This is a genomic window from Bradyrhizobium sp. 23 (assembly GCF_023073295.1).
GTDB classification, from domain to species: Bacteria; Pseudomonadota; Alphaproteobacteria; order Rhizobiales; family Xanthobacteraceae; genus Bradyrhizobium; species Bradyrhizobium canariense_D.
In genome coordinates, this window is sequence record NZ_JADPJF010000109.1 from 135213 (window position 1) to 156394 (window position 21182).

The window sequence follows — 21182 nt, forward strand, 5'->3', positions numbered from 1 at the left end:
AGAGAAAACAACCCGGATGAAAGTTGCATTCGCCACTCAGGACTTGAAGCACGTCGATGCCCACTTCGGCTGGGCCAAGAACATCGTGATCTACGAGGTCGGCCCGGACGGGCATCGGTTCATCGAGGCGATCCAATTCGACGGTGACCTCACCGAAGACGGCAATGAGGATAAGCTCGCGCCGAAGATCGAGGCGATCAGGGAGTGCGCAATCCTCTATGTTGCGGCGATTGGCGGCTCGGGTGCTGCGCGAGTCGTCGCCAGGAACATCCATCCGATGAAGGTGCTGCAGCCAGAGCCCATCCACGACCTTTGCGTCAAACTCGAAACCGTGCTGAAGGGGTCGCCGCCGCCCTGGCTGCGGAAGCTGCTCACCAAAAGCCGGGATCGTACGGTGGATTTCGAAGCCTGAAGGAATAAAGATGGCCGATCCGTCTGAAGTCACTCCAGCCGCCGCCGCCGCGGAATGGCCATTTCTGAAAGAGCTCATCAAGATCTGGCGCGCCCAGGACACCCACGGCGCCTGGGAGGGCAAAAAGGATCTTGAGCTGCTCGAACCCTACGTTCTCGATAAGCGCAAGCGCCGTGCGCTGCCGATCGTCGGCAATCCCGACCCGGACACGACATGGCGGCTGGAGCTGTTCTTCGACGCCGTTGCGCTCTCTATCGAGAAGGCAACCGGTGTGATGATCTCGCCAATGCTGAAGATGCATCACGAAGGGTTCGGTCGGATCGTGCTGATCGGCGGCCGGCTCGTTGTCGTGAGCAAGCAGCTGCGCGACGTGCATCGCTTTGGTTTCGACCATCTCTCTGATCTCGCCAATCAAGGCGACAAATTCGTCAACAGCGGCGTTGAGATGATCCGTAAGTTCCCGGAAGTGGCGAGTTGTTGAGGCAAGTGTGAGCGATATCGAAACTCTGAAAGCGGAAATAAAGAAGCTGTCGGCCAAGGCGACCCAGGCCAAGATGGACCTCCACGACCTCTCCGAGGAGCTGCCGGTCAACTGGTCGTCGATCCTGAGCGTGGCCCAGAAGGCCCACGCTGCCTTCAGCGAGCTCGAAAGCAAGCGCCAATATCTCGAGGCGCTGGACAAAACATAGCGGACGGTTAGCCATGTCATTCAAGACCCGCGACGGTCGCAATTGGAGGCCGGACTACCTGGTTTCTATCGATCCCACCAAGTGTATCGGCTGCGGCCGCTGCTACAAGATCTGCGGCCGTGAGGTCATGACGCTGAAGGGGCTAAGCGAGGGTGGCGAGATCATCGATCTCGACGAGGACGACGATGAGCTCGAAAAGAAGGTCATGGTGCTGAAGGACGAAGGCGCTTGCATCGGCTGCAGCGCCTGCGCCCGGGTGTGCCCAACAAACTGTCAGACCCACACACCACCTCGTTGATTCAGCTTTCTCCGACGAGATCGACGAGTGAGTTGTCAGATACAAGCTGGTAGGGAACTCCCAGATCCGACCTGTTCTGGCGTGAAGCCGGCAGTTGCCGAATCGGGCCGCGACCTCGCATGGACCGCCGGCGGCGAAGGCCAGCAGGATCGTGAAAACGACAATGCCGACACCTCGTTGAAGAGTGACTCGCCCTGCATCTCGACCTCGAGACTTTCAGGTGCCTTTACATTTTGAGCGTACCCATGACCGCTACCGGATCGGTCAGGCTGATGAGGCCGCCAGACACGAGCGCCAAAGACAGCGGCAGCGACTAACCAAGGAGACCAGCGGGCTGCCAGAATAGAAAGCCAAGGATAAACGTCGACGTGATCGTGGCGAAGGTGGCAAGCTCGATTCGGGGTACGGCGCGGCTTACCAACGTTGCGAGATCGACGTGGAGCGCTCCCCCGAAGAGCAAGAATGCTAACAGTCCCGGACATCGCGACGGACGTGAAGTCGATCTGGAGCACTGTCTTTGTTAGCGCTTCGAGCAGATGCGTGGCGACGAAGGCAGAGATCCCGCGTTTGCCTGACGCTTCTGGCTCGATTGCAAGGTTCGCGATAGTGATGACGAAACAGTGGATCAGCATACCGTAAGCCCTGTGCAAAAAAGCGGGCTTCGTGCCCCAAACCTTCATTGGGAACGCGTGTGCGCGGATCTCATTATGGCCTGCCTGCAACAGCAGTCCACTTGCGAGAGGCCGCATATATTCCAGCAACTGGAATCGTCATTCAGGAGAACTGATAAAGAAGGTGTCGCCAGTCTGGCGTCTGACGACTATCCGACACTGTTCTGTCGCCTTTGTTGGTCCGCGACACTGGCCTAGTTCGCGAGCTCTTGTCTGGCCTCAGGCTAATCCGCTGAAAGCAATCACAATCTTTTCCTTCTGCTGGGTCGGCCAAATTGGCACGAGTTTTGAAGCTCCTTCGTTGCGAGCCGGGAGCCGCCGACCGACCTTCATTTCGTGGATGACACCGCGATCGATGGAACGAAGAAAGAAAAGCAAAATGTCAAATCCGCATCAGACAGCATTCTATGGGCAGGGGGCCTCGGCGAAATCGCCCCGATGTTCTCAGCAGTTTGCCCGAGCGCCTGGCGCGCGCCGGTCGGATCAGCCAGCCAACAGGTAAGGAAGATGGACGTGCAAGAAACCACGGCAGCATGCCGGGACGCCTTCGCCGAACTGGCGTCGCCAGCGCGCACCCACGACCCGTATCCGTTTATGCGGTGGTTGCGCGAGCACGATCCGGTGCATCGCGCGGCGTCGGGCCTCTTTCTATTGAGCCGCCACGCCGATATTTACTGGGCGCTCAAGGCCACGGGCGATGCGTTTCGGGCACCGGCGCCGGGCGAACTGGCGCGCTATTTTCCGCGTGCGGCGACCAGCCGGTCACTCAATCTGCTGGCGTCTACAATAGCGATGAAGGACCCACCGGCGCATACGCGTCTGCGCCGGCTGATCTCGCGCGATTTCACCATGCGCCAGATCGAAAACCTGCGGCCGAGCATCGCGCGCATCGTCGCAGCGCGCCTGGACGGCATGGCGCCCGCGCTGGAGCGCGGGGAGCCGGTGGACCTGCATCGGGAATTCGCGCTGGCCTTGCCCATGCTGGTCTTGGCCGAACTGTTCGGCATGCCCCAGGACGACATGTTCGGGCTCGCCGCCGTCATCGACCCCATTCTGAAAGGCCTGGGCCCGCACGCTAGCGACCCCCAGCTCGCCGCGGCCGACGCGGCCAGCGCCAGGGTGCAGGCCTACTTCGGGGACCTCATACAGCGTAAGCGCACCGATCCCCACCACGACGTCGTGTCGATGCTGGTCGGCGCACACGACGACGATGCCGACACGCTGTCGGATGCGGAGTTGATCAGCATGCTTTGGGGCATGCTGCTGGGCGGCTTCTCAACCACTGCTGCGACCATCGACCATGCGGTGTTGGCGATGCTAGCGTATCCCGAACAGCGGCACTGGCTTGAGGGAGACGCCGTGGGGGTGCAGGCATTCGTCGAAGAAGTCCTGCGCCGCGATTCGCCCGTCATGTTCAGCACCACTATGCGGATCGCCCAGCGCGACATCGAATTGGGCGGCGTGGTGATCCCGAAGAACGCGGACGTGCGCGTGCTGATCGCGGCCGGCAATCGCGACCCGGACGCCTTCGCCGATCCCGACCGCTTTGATCCCGCGCGGTTCTACGGCACCAGTCCCGGCATGTCGACGGACGGAAAGATCATGCTGAGCTTCGGCCACGGCATCCGCTTCTGCGTCGGTGCGCAACTGGCCAGGGTGCAGTTGGCCGAGAGCCTGCCGCGGATCCAGGCGCGCTTCCCCACGCTGGCATTGGCCGAGCCGCCGACCCGGGAGCCCTCCGAGTTCCTTAGGACGTTCCGCGCGCTGCCGGTGCGGCTGCGTGGGCAGGGGGGCTGAGATGCGCGTCGTGGTCGACCAGGATCTGTGCGCAACCACCGGGCAGTGCGTGCTGACGCTGCCGGGCGCCTTTCGCCAGCGCGAACCGGACGGCGTGGCCGAAGTGTGCGTGGCGACGGTCCCGCAGGCGCTACACGCCGCCGTGCGGCTCGCGGCCAGCCAATGCCCAGTCGCCGCCATTCGGGTCATCGAAAGCGACGTTGGCGATGACGAGCGCGCCAGCGCCGACCCTGCGCCTTCTCCGGGAGAGGCCGAGCGGCATGCCGCGAAAGAACAACGCAATCCAGGAGGACACGATGGCGCCGTTTGAAGGCAAGGTGGCCGTGGTGACCGGCGCTGGCGCCGGCATCGGCAAGGCAGCGCCCTCGCCATCGCGCGCGAGGGCGGCAGAGTGGTGGTGGTCCACATTGATGGCTCGGCGGGCATCGCCTGCACCGCGCAGATCGCGGCCGAAGCGGGCCACGCAGCTGGCCGTGGCCATGGACATCGCGGACGCGCAGTCGGTGGCAGCGCTGCGGGAGACGGCGGAGCGGCACTTCGGTGGGGTTGACCTGCTGGTGAACAACGCGAGCGACATGCATCTGACCCCGCGCCACTGCGCGATCCTCGACCTGGCCCTGACCGTCTCGGATGAGACCATGGCGACCAATCTGCGCGGCACGCTGCTCTGCTGCCCGCAGGCCATATCGCTCGCGGCGGTGGCGCGATCGTCAACATGTGGTCGTGGCAGGGGCTCAGCGCTGACCCCGCGCAGACGTCCTACGCCGCGTCGAAGGCGGCGATGAAAATGCTGTGGGCCTCGCTCGCCACCCAGTGCGGTCATGCGCAGATCCGCTGGAACGCGATTGCGCCGGGTCTCGTCATGACCGAGCGTCTCCTCGCCAAGCTGGACGAGTGCATGCAACGGCATCTGCGGCGGCACCAGCTCCTGCCGCGCATCGGCTGCGCCGAGGGACGTGGCCGCGCTGGTGGCATTCCTGCTCTACGACGATGCTGCGTTCATCACCGGCCGGGTCGTGTGCATCGACGGCGGCATGCTGGCGCATGTGCCGACGTACGCCGAGCGTGGCAACAGCCGCGCCGCGCGGCCTGCCGGCACACCGCCGAAGCGGCCGCGGCGCCGCGCTGCTGACGGACATGCTGCTCAACCCGCTGGACCGTCGGCACCGGCTGCGGCACGACATCCCGGTCGTGCCCGGCGCTTTCCCCCTGGTGGGGCATCTTCCCGCCATCGTCTGCGACCTGCCGCGCCTGCTGCGGCGCGCGGAAGGGATGCTGGGCAGCCACTTCTGGCTGGATTTCGGCCCTGCCGGACACATGATGACATGCGTGGATCCGGATGCGTTCGCACTGCTCCGGCACAAGGACGTGTCCTCGGCGCTGATCGAAGAGATCGCGCCCGAATTGCTTGGCGGAACGTTGGTTACCCAGGACGGCGGCGCGCACCGGCAGGCGCGCGATGCGATCAAGGCGGCGTTCCTGCCCAAGGGGCTGACCCAGGCCGGCATCGGCGACCTGTTCGTGCCCGTCATCCGAGCGCGGGTGCAGGCGTGGCGCGACCGCGGCGACGTAACTATCCTGCGCGAAACCGGCGACCTGATGCTCAAGCTGATCTTCAGCCTCTTGGGAATCCCCGCGCAGGACCTGCCGGAATGGCATCGCAAGTACCGGCAACTGGTGCAGTTGATCGTCGCGCCCCCGGTCGACCTGCCCGGACTGCCCCTGCGGCGCGGCCGCGCCGCCCGCGACTGGATCGACGCACAGTTGCGCCAATTCGTCCGCGACGTGCGCGCGCATGCCGCGCGCACGGGGTTGATCAACGACCTGGTGAGCGCCTTCGATCGCAGCGATGATGGGATGTCCGACGACGTCCTGGTCGCCAATATCCGCTTGCTGCTGCTTGCCGGTCACGACACCACTGCCTCGACGATGGCCTGGATGGTGATCGAGCTGGCGCGGCAGCCTGTGCTGTGGGACGCCCTGGTCGAGGAGGCGCAACGCGTGGGCGCGGTGCCGACCCGGCACGCGGACCTGGCGCAGTGTCCGGTCGCCGAGGCGCTGTTCCGCGAGACGCTGCGCGTGCATCCGACGGCCACGCTCCTGCCGCGTCGCGCGCTGCAGGAATTGCAACTCGGCCAACGGCGCATTCCCGCGGGCACCCATCTGTGCATCCCGCTGCTCCATTTCTCGACCTCGGCGCTGCTGCACGAGGCGCCTGATCAGTTCCGCCCGTCGCGGTGGCTGCAACGCACGGAGCCGATCCAGCCGGTGGACATGCTGCAGTTCGGTACCGGCCCACACGTCTGCATCGGCTACCACTTGGTATGGCTGGAACTAGTGCAGTTCTGCATCGCCTTGGCGCTCACCATGCACAAGGCCGGGGTGCGGCCACGGTTGCTGAGCGGCGTCGAAAAAGGCCGGCGCTATTACCCAACCGCACATCCGTCCATGACAATCCGCATCGGCTTCTCATGAGCTGGCATCGCATCCCCGTGTGGCGAGGCAGCGGCGCCGGCGACGGGCGGCATTGCTGCACTGGGCGCGTGCGCTCGGTGCGACGCCGGCAACACCGCGGCGGCTCGGCGCTCGCCGTGGCCGTGTCAGGTACAAGGACATGAACAACATGCAGACCGGTTCTACGCTACACGACGACCGAACTGGCGTTTCCGCGCTCGGCGGATTGGGCGCGCAGGTGCGCGGCGCATCCGGCAGGCTGCTGCCGGAGATCTGGATGCAGGACGGCGCAAAGCGGGTCGAACAGGCGTTGGCGCGTCTTCTCTGCGCCGAAGACGATGGTGAGGCCGAGCTGATGGCGGCGATGCGCTACGCCACCTTGAATGGTGGGAAGCGCACCCGCGCCTTGCTCTGTCTGGCTGCCGGCGCACTGGCCGACACGCCGGCGCACATGCTCGACGACATCGGCGCCGCCATCGAGATGATCCATGCCTGTACCCTGGTCCACGACGACCTGCCCGCGATGGACGACGACGTGCTTCGCCGCGGCCTTCCGACCGTGCACGTCAAGTTCGGCGAAGCCACTGCGATCCTGGTCGGCGATGCGCTGCAGGCGCACGCCTTCCTGACCCTGGCGAGCCTGGATGTGCCGGCCGACAACCGTATCGCGCTCGTGCGCGAACTGGCGCAGGCGGTGTCCGCCGAGGGTGCCGCAGGCGGGCAGGCCATGGATCTGTCGCTGGTCGGAAAGCACGTCGAGCTGGACAGGATCGTGGCGATGCACCGGATGAAGAGCGGAGCGCTAGTGCGCGCGTCCGTTCGCATGGGCGCGCTATGCACCATCGCCGAGGATGCCGCGCACGCTGCGCTGTACTGTGCGCTCGATCGCTACACCGCCTGTTTCGGCCTGGCGTTGCAGGTGGTCGACGACATTCTCGACGCGACAGCTGATACCGCGACGCTGGGCAAGACCCCCGGCAAGGACGCGGCGGCGCAGAAGCCGACCTGCGCGTCGATCATGGGGCTGCAGGCAGCGCGCCAGTTCGCGCTGGATTTGTTGCGCGACGCCGGGGAGGCCATCGCCCCACTGGGGCCGCGTGCGGAACGGTTGGCGCAGATGCTGCTGCGGGCCAACGCGTATCTGTTCAAGCACGCGCCATGCGCATGAGCGCGCCCGTCTGCGTGGAGTCGCCCCTGTGCCGCTGCGATCGGCGGGCGGGAGCGATGCATGCTGCACTGTGTCCGAGTCCGCGGCGCCAATCGCAGCGGTTGCCCAGAACGGCCGCGGCGCGCTGCGCGCAAGCCTATGCGGCGGACCGGCGCCAGCATCGGCGCGTCGCCGCACCGGAGCAGGGCGACCGTCCGGCGCTGCCCATGCGCGGGGCCGCGACCGGCCCGCGGCGACGTGCGCGGCGTCTGCCCGGACCGTCTGCAGAAGGAAAATCCCGAGTGAACGCGCTTTCCGAACAGATCCTTTCCGAATTGCGCCACCTGCTGAGCGAGATGAGCGACGGCGGCAGCGTCGGCCCGTCGGTCTATGACACGGCGCGAGCTCTACAGTTCCGCGGCAACGTCACCGGTCGGCAGGACGCATACGCATGGCTTATCGCGCAGCAGCAGGCCGATGGCGGATGGGGAAGCGCGGACTTCCCGCTGTTCCGCCATGCGCCCACTTGGGCGGCGTTGCTGGCATTGCAGCGTGCCGATCCTCTTCCCGGCGCTGCCGACGCAGTCCAGGCTGCAACACGGTTCCTCGAGCGCGAGCCCGATCCCTACGCGCATACGGTGCCGGAAGACGCGCCGATCGCCGCGGAGCTGATCCTGCCGCAGTTGCGCGGCGAGGCCGCATCCTTACTGGGCGGCGTGGCGTTTCCGCGCCACCCGGCGCTGTTGCCGTTGCGGCAAGCGTGCCTGGTCAAGCTGGGGGCGGTAGCGACGTTGCCGAGCGGCCATCCGTTGCTGCACTCCTGGGAAGCCTGGGGAACCTCGCTGAGCACCGCATGCCCGGATGACGACGGCAGTATCGGCATCAGTCCGGCGGCCACCGCCGCGTGTCGTGCGCACGCCGTGACACAGGGGAGCACGCCGCAGGTCGGGCGCGCCGACGCGTATCTGCTAGCGGCATCGCGGGCGACGCGCAGCGGCATCGAAGGTGTCGTTCCCAATGTCTGGCCGATCAATGTGTTCGAGCCATGCTGGTCGCTGTACACCCTGCATCTGGCCGGGCTGTTCGCGCATCCCGCGCTCGCCGAGGCGGTGCGCGTGATCGTCGCGCAGCTCGACGCGCGCCTGGGCGTGCGCGGTCTGGGCCCGGCCTTGCACTTCGCGGCCGATGCGGACGACACCGCCGTTGCGCTGTGCGTCCTGCGCCTTGCAGGCCGCGACCCGGCGGTCGATGCGTTACGCCATTTCGAACTCGGCGAGCTGTTCGTCACCTTCCCCGGCGAGCGCAATGCCTCGGTGTCGACCAACATCCATGCTCTGCATGCGTTGCGACTGTTGGGAAAGCCCGCCGCCGGGACCAGTGCCTACGTCGAGGCCAATCGCAACCCGCATGGTGTATGGGACAACGAAAAATGGCACGTTTCGTGGCTGTATCCCACCGCGCATGCGGTCGCTGCGCTGGCGCAAGGCAAGCCCCAGTGGCGCGACGAGCGCGCGCTGGCGGCGCTGCTGCAGGCGCAGCGCGACGACGGCGGCTGGGGCGCCGGTCGCGCGTCCACATTCGAGGAAACCGCCTATGCGCTGTTCGCGTTGTACGCAATGGACCGGAGCGAAGAGCCGACAGGGCGCCGGCGCATCGCGCAGGCGGTGGCGCGTGCGCTCGAGTGGATGCTCGCCCGCCATGCGGCGCATGCATTGCCGCAGACGCCGCTGTGGATCGGTAAGGAACTGTATTGCCCCACCCGGGTCGTGCGCGTGGCCGAGCTCGCCGGGTTGTGGCTGGCGCTTGGTTGGGGGCGGCGCGTCCCGGCCGAGGGAGCAGGAGCGGCGCCATGATCCAGACCGAACGCGCGCTGCAGCAGGTGCTGGAGTGGGGGCGTTCCCTGACCGGGTTCGCCGACGAGCATGCCGTGGAAGCGGTCAGGGGCGGCCAGTACATCCTGCAGCGCATCCAGGCGAGCCTGCGCGACACCAGCGCCCGCACCGGCCGCGATCCGCACGACGAAACGCTGATCGTGGCGTTCTATCGCGAACTGGCGCTGCTGTTCTGGCTCGACGATTGCAACGACCTTGGCCTGATCGCGCCGGAGCAGCTCGCTGCCGTGGAGCAGGCGCTGGGGCAGGGCGTGCCGTGCGCGCTGCCCGGATTCGAGGGCTGCGCTGTGCTGCGCGCTTCGCTGGCCGCGCTCGCCTACGATCGTCGCGACTATGTTCAGCTTCTTGACGATACCCGGTGCTACTGCGCGGCGCTGCGCGGCGGACACGCGCAGGCGGTAGGGGCGGAACGCTGGTCCTACGCCGAGTACCTGCACAACGGCATCGATTCGATCGCCTACACGAACGTGTTCTGTTGCCTGTCGTTGCTGTGGGGGCTGGACATGGCGACCTTGCGCGCGCGTCCGGCGTTTCGCGAGGTCCTGCGGCTCATCTGCGCGATAGGGCGCCTGCACAACGATCTGCATGGACGCGACAAGGACAGGTCGGCCGGCGAGGCCGACAACGCGGCGATCCTGCTGCTGCAGCGCTATCCGGCTATGCCTGCGGTGGAGTTCCTCAACGACGAGCTGGCCGGCCATACGCGCATGCTGCACCGGGTGATGGCGGAAGAACGCTTTCCCGCGCCGTGGGGACCGTTGATCGAGGCCATGGCGGCCATCCGCGCGCAGTACTACCAGACCTCGAGCAGCCGCTACCGCAGCGACGCTGCGGGGGAGGCCAGCGTGCGCCGGCCTGAAGGCGCGGGAGGCGGCGGCGTGCGCGCGCTGCCGTCGGTCCGATCCGACGCAACGCCGTCGCCCGATGCGACGGACGGAGCGAGCATGAGCGACACCGCCCTGAGCCGGCGCAAGGACGACCATCTGGACATCGTGCTGGACCGACGAACGGCGCCGGCCACGATCGCCCCCGGTTGGGAGTACGTCCGTTTCGAACACTGCGCATTGCCCGAGTTGGACCTGACGCAGATCGACCTGCGCGCCTCGCTGCTGGGCAAGACCATGCGCGCCCCGCTGCTGATCAGCTCCATGACCGGCGGCATGTCACGCGCCGAGGCCATCAACCGGCATCTGAGCGAGGCAGCGCAAGCCTTGGGGATTGCCATGTGCGTCGGTTCGCAGCGCGTGAGCCTGCAATCCCGCAACTCCCAGGGGCTGACGCGCGCGCTGCGCCGCCTAGCCCCAGACATTCCCTTGCTGGCCAATATCGGCGCCGCGCAACTGCGCGAGGCCGACGGCCTGGACCTGGCGCGCCGGGCGGTAGATGCGCTGGAGGCCGATGGACTCATCGTCCATCTCAATCCGCTGCAGGAAGCGCTACAGCCGGAGGGCGACCGCGACTGGCGCGCCGTCCTGGCGCAGATCGCTCGCGCCGCGCGCAGCGTGGGCGTGCCGATCGTGGCCAAGGAAGTGGGGTCGGGCCTGTCCGCCTCGGTGGCCTGTGCGCTCGTTGCGGCGGGCGTGGCGGTGATCGATGTCGCCGGCGCCGGCGGCACCAGTTGGGCCGCGGTGGAGGGCGAGCGCGCCCGCGATGCCGCCGACCGTACAGTGGCAATGGCGTTCGCCGATTGGGGGATTCCGACCCCAGCCAGCCTGCAGGCGGTACGTGAGGCGCTGCCAACGGTGAAGCTGATCGCGTCGGGCGGAATCCGCGACGGCGTCGACGTGGCCAAGGCCATTCGCCTGGGCGCGGACATGGCCGGGCAGGCGGCCGGCGTGCTGCGCGCGGCTACGGTATCCACCGAGGCGGTTGTCGCGCATTTCGAGATCGTCATCCGCCAGTTGGCCGTCGCCTGCTTCTGCACCGGCTCGGCTGATCTGGCGGCGTTGCGTCACGCGCGCTTGTTGCCATCGGCGCATCTGCCCGCCGGTTGATGGCGGCGTCGTCCGCACTTGCGGCGGGCGCCTAGTCTTACTCAGCCAGAAAGTCGCGGATGCGGGGATTCGCGGTGGTGGCGGATTTGCTCGGGTGCTGCTTCGTGCCAGGGAAGCGCCCCGCCATGCCCGACTGGACAGCCGAGAGTGAAGCCGCATTCGGCGCCTATGTCGATGCTTTGATCGGGGTGATCGGCCACGCCGAACGAGCTGAGCCCCTGACGGGGCCGGAACAAGGTGCGCCGGGAGACCGGCAAGGAGTAGATGGTGCAAGTCCATTGCAATGAAGGAGTAGCGATCGACCCCGAGTCATGGGCGATCCGTCGTGAGGAGACTTTCTGTGGTGTCAAACAAGGTTGTTAGGCTCAAGCAGTTTGTCAGCATCGTTTTGAGACAAAGCGGTGGCGGTGGAATGAAGGTTACGATCGAGGGCGGAACGAATTTGACGACACATGCCGGAGGAGGTCCGCATAGACAAAGAGCTGGGAGAGCCTGTTCGACGGCGACATCTTGCTTGTCGATGCGCCGGATCATGGCAGCGCTGCAGAGCGCGGTCGTGAATCATGAGGCGGAGACATATGCCCTTCTCGCCGGTTTTGCCCGGACTGCCATACACTCCGACCGGTCAGCGACTAGACGACACGCCGGATCCGAACCGTCTGCGGCACCATTGAGGTTCGCAATCCCCGATTGCCATCCAAGGCCGATCGAACGACACCGGAGCTGATGGAACTGATGGCGCGGCTAGGAAGCATGCTGCCCTAGCGGCAGGCGCCAAAGGTGCTGGCCGATTCCTGCCGACTGAACCGACCGAGACGCATGCGATCGTGCGCAAGGTACGATCAGGATCGGCAAGCGGCTCGACGACCAGGTCATGCAGGAAACTGGCGTGCGAGGTCCCAAACGGATGACCGATGGCACCTTGAGATGCAGCTTCCCGGAGCTCGGCGCAAAGAGTTCGTCATCAGCATCGATACGGCGTACGTTCGTAGCGCCTGATCAACATTCGGCGCGAATTTTCGAGCTCGTCGTGGCCAGATGCGCCCGCGGGGGACGGGGAGAAAGGGGCGGTTGCTATTTCTTAACCGGCAGCACCGACCATCAGGCAATCCGCGATCGTGCTCTTCGCCCTCTCTAGGAAGTCGGAATATCGCGGCTTTGGGGATGTGACGGTGATCTCGGACGGGGCCGAAATCTTAAAGCGGCTGCCCCGCGCCATGCCGAAACCAACGACCCACATCATCGACTGGTTTCATATTGCCATGGAGATCCAGCCCATACAGCAGATCGCCGATCGCATCGTACGATTCCGATCAGGCCCTTTTTGAGTGCTTCCAGCCATCGGCAGGGACGTCAGAACTGTGAAGTGGCGTCTGTGGGATGGGCGGGTCGGCCGCGCGATTCGCGACCTCGAGCAACTTCCCAGGACAGACTCAGTTGCGACATGCTGCATAGCTTCGCTTCGTTCTCACAACATTGAAGACGTGCGGCAAAGTCTGCTCAGCTATCGCTTGGCCTGGCTCGACCAACCGGCACCCCGCCGTCGCGTTTTACGGCTCTGCGGAATTGCATGTACGAGGCAAACCGCTTGACACTGGCTCCCTGGGTTCTCTCGAACGATGCAAACGTGTGCGTTACTCAGTCCTCGGTTCGGTCTCCATCATTCATGGGCGCAGCTCGTTGATCGGTTGGCGAGCATCGAACGCGCGACATCTCTGCGCCACGCAGGCTGGCAAAGGCCTGGAGCACAGCGCCAAAGCCGAACCATACATCGGCGATCCGCCCTCTGAAATGTGACCGCGACCATCAGCCGATCAGCATTGGATTGTCCTGATCCCCATGGATGCAGTCAGGCGCACGGTCGTGGCCAGCCGCCCCTCAGTGCAGTTGACGACAGTGCTCTTGGCCGACACACGACTAGCAGAGTGGCGGTGTGATCTCCCGAAAGGGAGGCCGGTAGTCCATCACCAGGGTTTGTCAGAGCCAGTCCCGGTGAAGCGGGCGCGGTGACTCTCTCCGCGGCATAGTCGTCGAGCTGGCGAGAGAGAGGTCTGCCTCAGACGGGGCGGTTTTCGCTTCTGTTTTTCACCGGCTCCATTTTGGCCAGGCCGTCCTCGTATGAAACTTCCCTGTATGATCCACCGATGTCCTTGGCCGCGTCGAGCAGGTAGTCGAGCCTACCGGCCGTACCGAGCTTCTTGATGTCATTCTTGTCGACGCCGGCGAGGTCCATCATCTCCTTCCAGACAGTTGATTCGTCGCAAGGCAGAATGCGGAAGGTGATGTCGCCTATCTTGGTGCGGTACTTCGCCAGCAGATCAATGTTGTTGCAGAAAATGAAATAGCTGCCTTTGGGGCTCAGCCTGCCATCCAGAACCTTTGCAGCCTCAGGTAGATACCCGAACGAATGCAGATATCCGGCAAGGACTGGGATAGTCGGTTCGCCTTCCTGCGCGATTGCAAGAACTTGTTCAATGGAATAGTCCGGCGGTCGTTTTTCGTCGGCGAGCTGGGCTTGGAACTTCAGCGCGATGTCGCCCCGAAATCCAAATCGCCCCGGCTTCGTTGTCTCGGTCTTAAGCACCGCATTCAGCAACCGCCCCTCCTTGTCCAACTGGCCAAGAGCGGTGTTGTCGATCGACGTCATGGAAGGCTCCTCATCAATCTGTCGTGTACATGCATCGCCAATGCGGCGTGTCCGCTGACCTTATGCAAGTTGTTTGCCGTGCGCCCATGTCTGCAGCGACGCACACGGTAAGCGGCGGATTGGCGCAATGTGCAGGGATAATACGTGCTGGCACCATCACGAGGTCTCGGCCGGATAAGGGCGGGACGCCCGAAAACCGCCTGTCGCAAATCAGACAGGTCGCAAATCGAATGGTCGCCGCGTTCAAAACCAATGGACTTCAGCTGCATCTCGATTGGCATGGGATTTGCGAATTGTGCCTCCGACAGAAACTGAGAGCGAGCCAGAAATGATCAGCCTAACGGATAGCGCCATCAACGCACTGAAGGCCGCAATCTCCTCGACGGCCCAGCCGGCAAGCGGTTTGCGGGTCATGGTCGAAGGCGGCGGTTGCCAAGGGTTCACGTACAAAATGGGTCTTGCTCATGAGCCGGTCTCCGATGAGCCCGTGTTTGAGCATGACGGGATCAAAGTCTTCGTCGACAAGGCGAGCCGGGCGCATCTCAACGGTACCACGATCGATTTCGTGGTGTCGCTCGAAGGATCAGGGTTCCGCTTCGATAACCCAAATGCCAAATCGAGCTGCTCCTGCGGCAAATCGTTCAGCTGAGCCGCCTTCGGACCATTCGCAATGGAAGGAGCATCGAACATGGGCCTGAAGGCTGAACGAACGAAGCAGTCTTCGAGTGCAGAGGCTTCCGATCGCGAGCGGATTGTCCGTGCCGTGCTCGATGAGATTCGGCCAAGCCTCAGGCGTGATCGTGGGGATTGTGAGCTCGTCGAAATCGAAGGCAACAAGATCATGGTCAGGCTCACCGGCGCCTGCATGTTATGCAAGCTCGCGAGAACGACGCTCGCGGCCAATCAGGCGCGCCTGATCGAGCGGCTCGGCGAGTTCGTCCGCCTGATCCCGCTCGCCGCGGCTGCCAAAGAGGGGCCTTAAGTGCAGAGCGGACAGTCCGTGCAGCTGATCTACCTGGATAACAACGCGACGACCCGTGCACATCCATCGGTAGTCGCGTCAATGCTGCCGTTCTTCTCTGGGCAATTCGGCAATGCGTCGTCCGGGCATGCATTCGGCACTGAGGTTGCGCTCGCATTGAAACAAGCGCGCCGGAAGCTGCAGGCCCTCGTTGGCGCGGCATTCGATCACGAGATCGTCTTCACCTCGGGCGCGACTGAATCCGACAACACCGCGATCCTGTCCGCGCTCGCCGTGCAGGAGGGACGCGACGAGATCGTCACTACGGCCGTTGAGCATCCAGCCGTGTTGTCCCTTGCCGAGGAGCTGGGCCGACGCGGAATCAAGACCCATGTCATTCCGGTCGATGCAAGCGGCCGATTGAACATCGAGGCTTATCGCAACGCATTGTCGAGGCGGACGTCAATCGCCTCGGTCATGTGGGCCAATAATGAGACCGGTACGATCTTTCCGGTGAAATCCCTCGCCAAGATGGCGCGCTCAGTCGGCGCGCTCTTTCACACCGATGCGGTCCAGGCGGTCGGGCGGATTCCGATTGACCTGAAGACTACGGACGTCGACATGCTGTCGCTCTCCGGCCATAAGCTCCATGGTCCGAAGGGGATCGGCGCGCTGTATGTGCGCAAGGACACCAGGTTCCGACCGCTGATCTTCGGCGGCGCACAGGAGCGGCATCGCCGCGCTGGCACCCAAAACGTTCCGGGCATTATTGGGCTGGGCAAGGCGGCGGAACTCGCTGCGGCACACCTCATACAAGAGCAGACGCAGATTGGCATGCTTCGCGACCGGCTGGAGCAAGGCATACTCGCTCTCGGCTGTTGCATCGTGCTTGGTGATATCAAGAACCGCTTGCCAAATACGTCCAACATCGCATTCGAGCATCTCGAAGCAGAGGCCATCGTCGACCACCTGAACCGCAACGGAATTGCCGCCTCGCTCGGTTCAGCCTGCGCGTCCGGCTCGATGGAGCCGTCCCATGTCCTGCGCGCGATGAGAGTACCACCGGCCTTTTTGCGCGGTGCGGTTCGCTTCTCGCTGTCGCGCGAGACGGCGCCGGATGAGATCGATCGTGTTCTGCAAGTCCTGGCGGACATCAATGCCAAACAGAGAGCCTTGTGGCGTGCGTGTCAGGAGCGCGCGGGCGAGAGCTCACAAGTTGCGGAGCTCCTATGAAGGTCATGATTCGCCGTTCGCCCGAGACGGGGCTTTCGATTTATGTGCCCAAGAAGGATCTTGAGGAGTCGATTGTCGAATGTGAGCACGAGACGCTGTGGGGTGGTTGGATTAGAATCGCGAACGGGTGGGTGCTCGACCTACCCGCGATGGCGAGTGACACCATCCTTCCAATTACGATCAATGCCAGAAAGCGCGGCGGCGAAGCAACCGAATGATGAATGCTGCGACTCCACAGAACCTCGCCAAACCAGCGGATGCGGAAGCTGTTCTTGGCGTAGCGGTCCGGCCTTTGCGAGGAAGGCCATCAATCCCTGGCTTTGGCTTGGCGTGGTCGAAGGTTCCAGCCGAACCTGCCGATGACTCCGGAAGCGGTCGAACCGTCCTTGGGACCCAAGATGGCGCCGACGCATGGTGTCAAACGCAATACTCGGCCTAGGCCTGCACTGTTGGGCCAGCGAGATGGCGTTGCCGGGGAGGCCTCGCGAGGGCCCATTGTGCTGACATCGCCAGCCCGGTCGTTACATTCCGCACATCTTCACAGCGTCAGGCCAATCGCTGCAACTCCGCAAGATACAGTTTCGAGAGGATTGGATCTCGCACCGGGCCAAGTCGTAGCTCGCAAATCGTGATGCAACGGTCGCGATGCAAATCCTTGAATCAGTCGAATTGCGCGAAGACTAAGGTTGTAAATGACGCATCGTCATACAAGGAGCGTCGACGACTCGCGAACTGGAAGGCCAACGCCCTCCGCTCCTGACGATGATCCCTATCTGTGGTTGGAACAAATAGAAGGCGCGCGGGCGCTGAACTTCGTCGAGCGGCAGAATAGCAGAACCCTGGAGGTGTTTGGCGGACCCGCAGCCGAACGAGACAGAGATGCGCTGACGGCGATTTACGACCGACCTGACAATATCCCCTATGTCAGCCGGCGCGGCGAGTATCTCTACAATCTCTGGAGGGACGCCAATAATCCACGCGGCCTCTGGCGGCGAACCACTCTGGAAGAGTATCGCAGGCTGAAGCCATCATGGGACATCCTGCTCGACCTCGATCAACTTGCGGTCAGCGAAGGCAAAGACTGGCTTCTGAAAGCCACGGCCGCACCGCCTGGAGATCACTCGCGATGGATCTTGAGTCTATCGCGCGGCGGAAGCGATGCCGTCACCTTGCGTGAATTCGACTCAGACACGAAGCTCTTCATCCACGACGGCTTTGTCTTGCCGGAAGCCAAAGGCAGCGGCGTATGGCTCGATTTTGATACGCTGGTGTTGTTAAGCTCCCATGGTGACGGCATGGCCGCGACCACCGGCTATGCGCGCACGGTGAGGCTGTGGCGGCGTGGTACGCATGTTGACAACGCGGCAGTGATCTTTGAGACCAAGGCCGCTCATGTGTCAGTCGGTTGCAGTGTTGACGACACTGTCGTGCCGCCCAGGATCTGGTTCCTCGATGCGACAGACGTCTCCAATTGCGTGGTCTGGCTGGGCGATGAAACGGGAGCCAAGACGAGGCTCGATTTGCCAAGTAACATCTGGATGCGGTCGCATCGCAATTGGCTTGCCCTGAAGCCGCGCGAATCCTGGTCTGTGGCAGGGCAGACCTATGCCGCGGATACGGTGCTCGTCATCGCGCTGCCGGCATTCCTGGCGGGCAGCCGCCAGTTCGACATTCTATTCGAGCCGGGCCCGCGCCGTGCGCTGCAGAGCTTCTTTTGGAGTGCGGGCAAGCTTGTGCTTTGCATTCTCGACGAACTCCGCCCAGTGTTCGAGATCTGCACGCCATCCGATCATCGCTGGAACCGCGAGCAATTGGGCGGGCTTCCTGATCTTGGCGTCGTCGACATCTGGTCTCTCGATCGCGATCCGTCCGAGAGCAATGGCGACTTGCTGGCTCACGTCGAGGATCCGCTCACCCCGCCGTCCCTCATCCTGCTGGAGCGCGGCGTTGGCAGTCCCGCCGTGCTGAAGCAGGCGCCGAAGACGTTTGCCGCGGAGCACTGCGTAGTCACGCGGCACGAGGCCGTCTCGATCGACGGTGAGCGAATTCCCTACCTACAGACCGGCCCGGTCAGACAGACCGGCAACGCGCCGGTCCATCTGAGCGGATATGGCGGGTTTGGAACGTCCGTGAAACCGTATTACAATTCCGCGCTCGGTAAGCTTTGGCTTGACTGCGGCGGCACCACGGTTCAGGCAAATTTGCGCGGCGGCGGTGAGTTCGGCACGCGCTGGCACGACGCCGGCCGGCTGGCCGGCAAGAGATTGTCGCATGACGATTTCGCAGCCGTCGCCGCCGATCTCGTTAAGCGCGGCGTGACACAGGCCAAGCGGATCGGGGCCGAGAGTGGATCGAACGGCGGCATCCTCATTACCAACATGCTAACGCGATATCCTGGGCTCTTTGGCGCACTGTTCTGCACCGTCCCGCTGATCGACATGCGCCGCTACACCAAACTGCTCGCCGGGGCGAACTGGCTCGCCGAATATGGCGATCCCGACAACGCTGAGGAGTGGGAGTGGCTGAAGACCTATTCTGCCTATCATGCTGCAAGACCCGGGCAGTCCTATCCACCGATCCTGATGGCCACCAGGCGGCGGGACGATCGCGTCCATCCCGGACATGCGCGCAAAATGGCAGCGAAGCTGCAGGCGATGGGCTATGAGGCTTATTTATACGAGCATGCCGCCGGCGGCCACGGCTGTGGCAAGGACAACAGGGAGCACGCCGGCTTGTTGGTGCTGGGCCTGCGTTTCCTGAAGAGCAGGATCGGCTGGCTGGATACCGAGGACGGGAGCGACGTAGTGTAGTTGTTGGACGGCAGTTCGTGCGATGTCGACCGAGGCGGCTGCAGCTTTACGAATCTGAGGCGTCCACACCCGCACCACCTATTCGAGATGCCTACCAACGTTTGGACGCACGGTCCAATTCGTGGCCGTCGGGACTCTGGGCACCAGGCGTTTCTCTTCACCTGCCCGACAATGCGTCCGGAGTGTCAGGAAAGGGCCCGCGTGATCTTCACGACATAGGTCGGTAACGGGTTTCTTGTCTGCATCTAGGAAGCATCGCCGGTTCAAGTTGTCCTTCAAAGCGTCCGGAACGTCTTTTGCGGATTGTGCTTTGCATACGCGTCACATTTCGGCGACAAGATCAACTTTCAACGACACCAGCCGCCATGTCTTTGCCCAAGGGCATAGATGAACCAGCGTACCGCCCTCGTAATAGCGCTGCCGGGCGCTGTTGTGATCGCAATTCTGTCAGCTTTCGAACATGAGTTGGTAAAACGGACATTCGAACGGACGATGCTTAACTGCTTGGAGCGAAACACAAAATACGTTTGTGGCAGGTATGGCACGCCAGTTGCTCTTGCCTTTTCAGAACTCTGGGGATGCTTGCTGGAGGGATTCGGCTTGCGAAGAGAATTGGAAAAATGAGTACTTCAGCGCAACACCAGGTAGCCTGCGGCGGCAGCGACATCAGCGAGACCATGCAAGTCATGGCTAAGCACAACAGCTGCGGTACGGTCGGTGGGAGCGACAAGGCCAGGTGCCGATCTCAGGCCGGCATCGGCAATGTGCCAAATGAGGTCTGGGAAAAGGTGAAGAACCATCCCTGCTACAGCGAGGAGGCGCACCATCATTATGCCCGGATGCATGTCGCCGTCGCACCCGCCTGCAATATCCAGTGCAATTACTGCAATCGTAAATACGATTGCGCAAACGAATCGCGCCCCGGCATTGTCAGCGAGAAGTTGACGCCGGAGCAGGCCGCCAAGAAGGTGCTGGCGGTCGCTTCCGCCATCCCTCAGATGAGCGTGGTCGGCGTTGCTGGCCCCGGCGACCCCCTGGCGAATCCGGACAAGACATTCAAGACCTTCGAGCTCGTCAATAAACTCGCGCCAGATATCAAGCTGTGCCTCTCGACGAACGGTCTGGCGCTAGCTGATCATGTCGACACGATTGCAAGACTTAAGGTCGATCACGTGACGATCACGATCAACATGATCGATCCCGATATTGGCGCAAAAATCTATCCCTGGATCTTTTACCGCCACAAGCGCTACACCGGCATTGAAGCTGCAAGCATCCTCAGCAATCGGCAGCTCCAGGGCCTGGAGATGCTCACCGCGCGCGGCATCCTGTGCAAAGTCAACTCGGTGATGATTCCCGGGATTAACGATCAGCATCTGGTTGAGGTTAACAAGGCCGTGAAGTCGCGCGGCGCCTTCCTGCATAACGTGATGCCGCTGATTTCGTCACCCGAGCACGGCACCGTGTTCGGTCTCAGCGGGCAACGCGGCCCGACCGCACAGGAAGTGACAGCATTGCAGGATAGCTGCGAAAGCGAGATGAACATGATGCGCCACTGTCGCCAGTGCCGCGCCGACGCCGTCGGACTGCTCGGGGAGGACCGCGGCGCCGAGTTCACCATGGAAAAGATCATGGCCATGGACATCAAATATGATGAACAGGCCCGAAAGGAGTATCAGGCCAAAGTCGAGAAGGCGCGCATTGCAAAGCTTGCGGCCAAGCAGGAGCAGCTTGCTGGGCTTGCCAGCGCGTCCAGCGAAATCAAGGTGCTGGTGGCGGTTGCAACCAAGGGCTCGGGATTGGTCAACCAGCACTTCGGTCATGCCAAGGAGTTCCAGATCTACGAGCTCTCAACTTCGGGCGCAAAATTCGTTGGCCATCGTCCTATTCATTCCTATTGCCAGGGCGGCGATGGCGAGGACAGCAAGCTCGAAATCGCCATCGATGCCATCAACGACTGCCATGCCGTGCTCGTGTCAAAGATCGGCGGCTGCCCGAAGGCCGAATTGATCAAGGCCGGAATCGAACCGGTCGATCAGTACGCCTGGGAGTTCATTGATGGCTCGGCGATCGCCTGGTTCAAACTCTATCTCCATAAAGTCAATGAGGGGAAGATCAAGCACATTGAGCGGGTCGATCCGGCGGCCCGCCGCAATGCGCTGATTTCCGCCGCCTGA

18 protein-coding genes and 2 pseudogenes are annotated in these 21182 nt (G+C 63.3%); 19 read left to right on the top strand and 1 reads right to left on the bottom strand.

The genetic code is table 11. The features are described 5' to 3' along the window. Positions 1-16: 16 nt before the first annotated feature. From nifX to IVB32_RS28300, 13 genes and pseudogenes are all read left to right on the top strand, one after another. Positions 17-412, top strand: a complete 396-nt coding sequence (gene nifX, locus IVB32_RS28240; protein ID WP_247285929.1) for a nitrogen fixation protein NifX — start codon at positions 17-19, stop codon at positions 410-412. Between the two features lie 10 nt (positions 413-422). Continuing rightward, positions 423-893: a NifX-associated nitrogen fixation protein gene (locus IVB32_RS28245; protein WP_018457677.1), complete on the top strand. Its 471-nt coding sequence runs from the start codon at positions 423-425 to the stop codon at positions 891-893. A gap of 7 nt (positions 894-900) precedes the next feature. Beyond that, positions 901-1101 (top strand): CCE_0567 family metalloprotein, encoded by a 201-nt coding sequence (locus IVB32_RS28250; protein ID WP_018457678.1) that lies wholly within the window; start codon positions 901-903, stop codon positions 1099-1101. A 13-nt stretch (positions 1102-1114) separates the two neighbouring features. Then, positions 1115-1399, top strand: a complete 285-nt coding sequence (gene fdxB, locus IVB32_RS28255; RefSeq protein WP_247285932.1) for a ferredoxin III, nif-specific — start codon at positions 1115-1117, stop codon at positions 1397-1399. A 1178-nt stretch (positions 1400-2577) separates the two neighbouring features. Then, entirely contained in the window at positions 2578-3867 is a 1290-nt protein-coding gene (locus IVB32_RS28260; RefSeq protein ID WP_247285968.1) for a cytochrome P450, read from the top strand. 1 nt (position 3868) lies between these two features. Then, positions 3869-4177 carry a ferredoxin gene (locus IVB32_RS28265; RefSeq protein WP_247285933.1) on the top strand — a complete coding sequence of 103 codons (309 nt, stop codon included), beginning with the start codon at positions 3869-3871 and terminating at the stop codon, positions 4175-4177. After that, a pseudogene (locus IVB32_RS28270) lies at positions 4164-4999 on the top strand (SDR family oxidoreductase). Before IVB32_RS28265 ends, IVB32_RS28270 begins: the two are co-directional and overlap by 14 nt. A 5-nt stretch (positions 5000-5004) precedes the next feature. Then, the gene (locus IVB32_RS28275) at positions 5005-6342 is read left to right on the top strand and encodes a cytochrome P450 (RefSeq protein ID WP_026233421.1); all 1338 of its coding nucleotides are present in this window, start codon (positions 5005-5007) and stop codon (positions 6340-6342) included. 148 nt (positions 6343-6490) lie between these two features. Next, positions 6491-7489, top strand: a complete 999-nt coding sequence (locus tag IVB32_RS28280; RefSeq protein ID WP_247285969.1) for a polyprenyl synthetase family protein — start codon at positions 6491-6493, stop codon at positions 7487-7489. A 281-nt stretch (positions 7490-7770) separates the two neighbouring features. Further along, positions 7771-9321, top strand: coding sequence for a hypothetical protein (locus IVB32_RS28285; protein ID WP_247285934.1), 1551 nt, complete (start codon positions 7771-7773; stop codon positions 9319-9321). Further along, positions 9318-10219 (top strand): annotated as a pseudogene (locus IVB32_RS28290) (hypothetical protein). Before IVB32_RS28285 ends, IVB32_RS28290 begins: the two are co-directional and overlap by 4 nt. A gap of 85 nt (positions 10220-10304) precedes the next feature. Further along, positions 10305-11354, top strand: coding sequence for a type 2 isopentenyl-diphosphate Delta-isomerase (gene fni, locus IVB32_RS28295; protein ID WP_247285935.1), 1050 nt, complete (start codon positions 10305-10307; stop codon positions 11352-11354). 1118 nt (positions 11355-12472) lie between these two features. Further along, a complete protein-coding gene (locus IVB32_RS28300) occupies positions 12473-12682 on the top strand; it encodes a hypothetical protein (RefSeq protein ID WP_247285936.1) in 210 nt (69 codons plus the stop codon). Positions 12683-13410: 728 nt separating this feature from the next. Here the strand turns inward: IVB32_RS28300 and IVB32_RS28305 are convergent. Continuing rightward, on the bottom strand, positions 13411-14001 hold the full coding sequence (locus IVB32_RS28305; protein ID WP_247285937.1) for a hypothetical protein: 591 nt from the start codon (positions 13999-14001) through the stop codon (positions 13411-13413). 328 nt (positions 14002-14329) lie between these two features. Here IVB32_RS28305 and IVB32_RS28310 point away from each other — a divergent pair, with 328 nt between their 5' ends. The 6 genes from IVB32_RS28310 to nifB all read left to right on the top strand — a co-directional run bounded on the left by IVB32_RS28310 (position 14330) and on the right by nifB (position 21182). Next, positions 14330-14650: an iron-sulfur cluster assembly accessory protein gene (locus IVB32_RS28310; RefSeq protein WP_247285938.1), complete on the top strand. Its 321-nt coding sequence runs from the start codon at positions 14330-14332 to the stop codon at positions 14648-14650. A 39-nt stretch (positions 14651-14689) separates the two neighbouring features. Then, entirely contained in the window at positions 14690-14983 is a 294-nt protein-coding gene (locus IVB32_RS28315) for a NifU family protein (RefSeq protein ID WP_247412043.1), read from the top strand. An 18-nt stretch (positions 14984-15001) separates the two neighbouring features. Then, positions 15002-16195, top strand: a complete 1194-nt coding sequence (gene nifS / locus IVB32_RS28320) for a cysteine desulfurase NifS (protein ID WP_247285940.1) — start codon at positions 15002-15004, stop codon at positions 16193-16195. Then, positions 16192-16413 (top strand): putative nitrogen fixation protein NifT, encoded by a 222-nt coding sequence (gene nifT / locus IVB32_RS28325; RefSeq protein ID WP_018457694.1) that lies wholly within the window; start codon positions 16192-16194, stop codon positions 16411-16413. The genes nifS and nifT overlap by 4 nt, the downstream gene beginning before the upstream one ends. Positions 16414-16887: 474 nt before the next feature. Next, positions 16888-19005 carry a prolyl oligopeptidase family serine peptidase gene (locus IVB32_RS28330; protein ID WP_247285942.1) on the top strand — a complete coding sequence of 706 codons (2118 nt, stop codon included), beginning with the start codon at positions 16888-16890 and terminating at the stop codon, positions 19003-19005. Positions 19006-19625: 620 nt separating this feature from the next. Then, positions 19626-21182 carry a nitrogenase cofactor biosynthesis protein NifB gene (gene nifB, locus IVB32_RS28335; RefSeq protein ID WP_247285944.1) on the top strand — a complete coding sequence of 519 codons (1557 nt, stop codon included), beginning with the start codon at positions 19626-19628 and terminating at the stop codon, positions 21180-21182.

What these genes read in the sequence shown, in the direction of transcription:
- IVB32_RS28245 (WP_018457677.1), top strand. Translation starts at nt 423, where the DNA reads ATGGCCGATCCGTCTGAAGTCACTCCAGCCGCCGCCGCCGCGGAATGG.
- IVB32_RS28305 (WP_247285937.1), bottom strand. Translation starts at nt 14,001, where the DNA reads ATGACGTCGATCGACAACACCGCTCTTGGCCAGTTGGACAAGGAGGGG.
- IVB32_RS28310 (WP_247285938.1), top strand. Translation starts at nt 14,330, where the DNA reads ATGATCAGCCTAACGGATAGCGCCATCAACGCACTGAAGGCCGCAATC.
- nifT (WP_018457694.1), top strand. Translation starts at nt 16,192, where the DNA reads ATGAAGGTCATGATTCGCCGTTCGCCCGAGACGGGGCTTTCGATTTAT.
- fdxB (WP_247285932.1), top strand. Translation starts at nt 1,115, where the DNA reads ATGTCATTCAAGACCCGCGACGGTCGCAATTGGAGGCCGGACTACCTG.
- fni (WP_247285935.1), top strand. Translation starts at nt 10,305, where the DNA reads ATGAGCGACACCGCCCTGAGCCGGCGCAAGGACGACCATCTGGACATC.
- IVB32_RS28280 (WP_247285969.1), top strand. Translation starts at nt 6,491, where the DNA reads ATGCAGACCGGTTCTACGCTACACGACGACCGAACTGGCGTTTCCGCG.
- IVB32_RS28330 (WP_247285942.1), top strand. Translation starts at nt 16,888, where the DNA reads ATGACGCATCGTCATACAAGGAGCGTCGACGACTCGCGAACTGGAAGG.
- nifX (WP_247285929.1), top strand. Translation starts at nt 17, where the DNA reads ATGAAAGTTGCATTCGCCACTCAGGACTTGAAGCACGTCGATGCCCAC.
- nifB (WP_247285944.1), top strand. Translation starts at nt 19,626, where the DNA reads ATGAGTACTTCAGCGCAACACCAGGTAGCCTGCGGCGGCAGCGACATC.
- IVB32_RS28265 (WP_247285933.1), top strand. Translation starts at nt 3,869, where the DNA reads ATGCGCGTCGTGGTCGACCAGGATCTGTGCGCAACCACCGGGCAGTGC.
- IVB32_RS28260 (WP_247285968.1), top strand. Translation starts at nt 2,578, where the DNA reads ATGGACGTGCAAGAAACCACGGCAGCATGCCGGGACGCCTTCGCCGAA.
- IVB32_RS28275 (WP_026233421.1), top strand. Translation starts at nt 5,005, where the DNA reads ATGCTGCTCAACCCGCTGGACCGTCGGCACCGGCTGCGGCACGACATC.
- IVB32_RS28315 (WP_247412043.1), top strand. Translation starts at nt 14,690, where the DNA reads ATGGGCCTGAAGGCTGAACGAACGAAGCAGTCTTCGAGTGCAGAGGCT.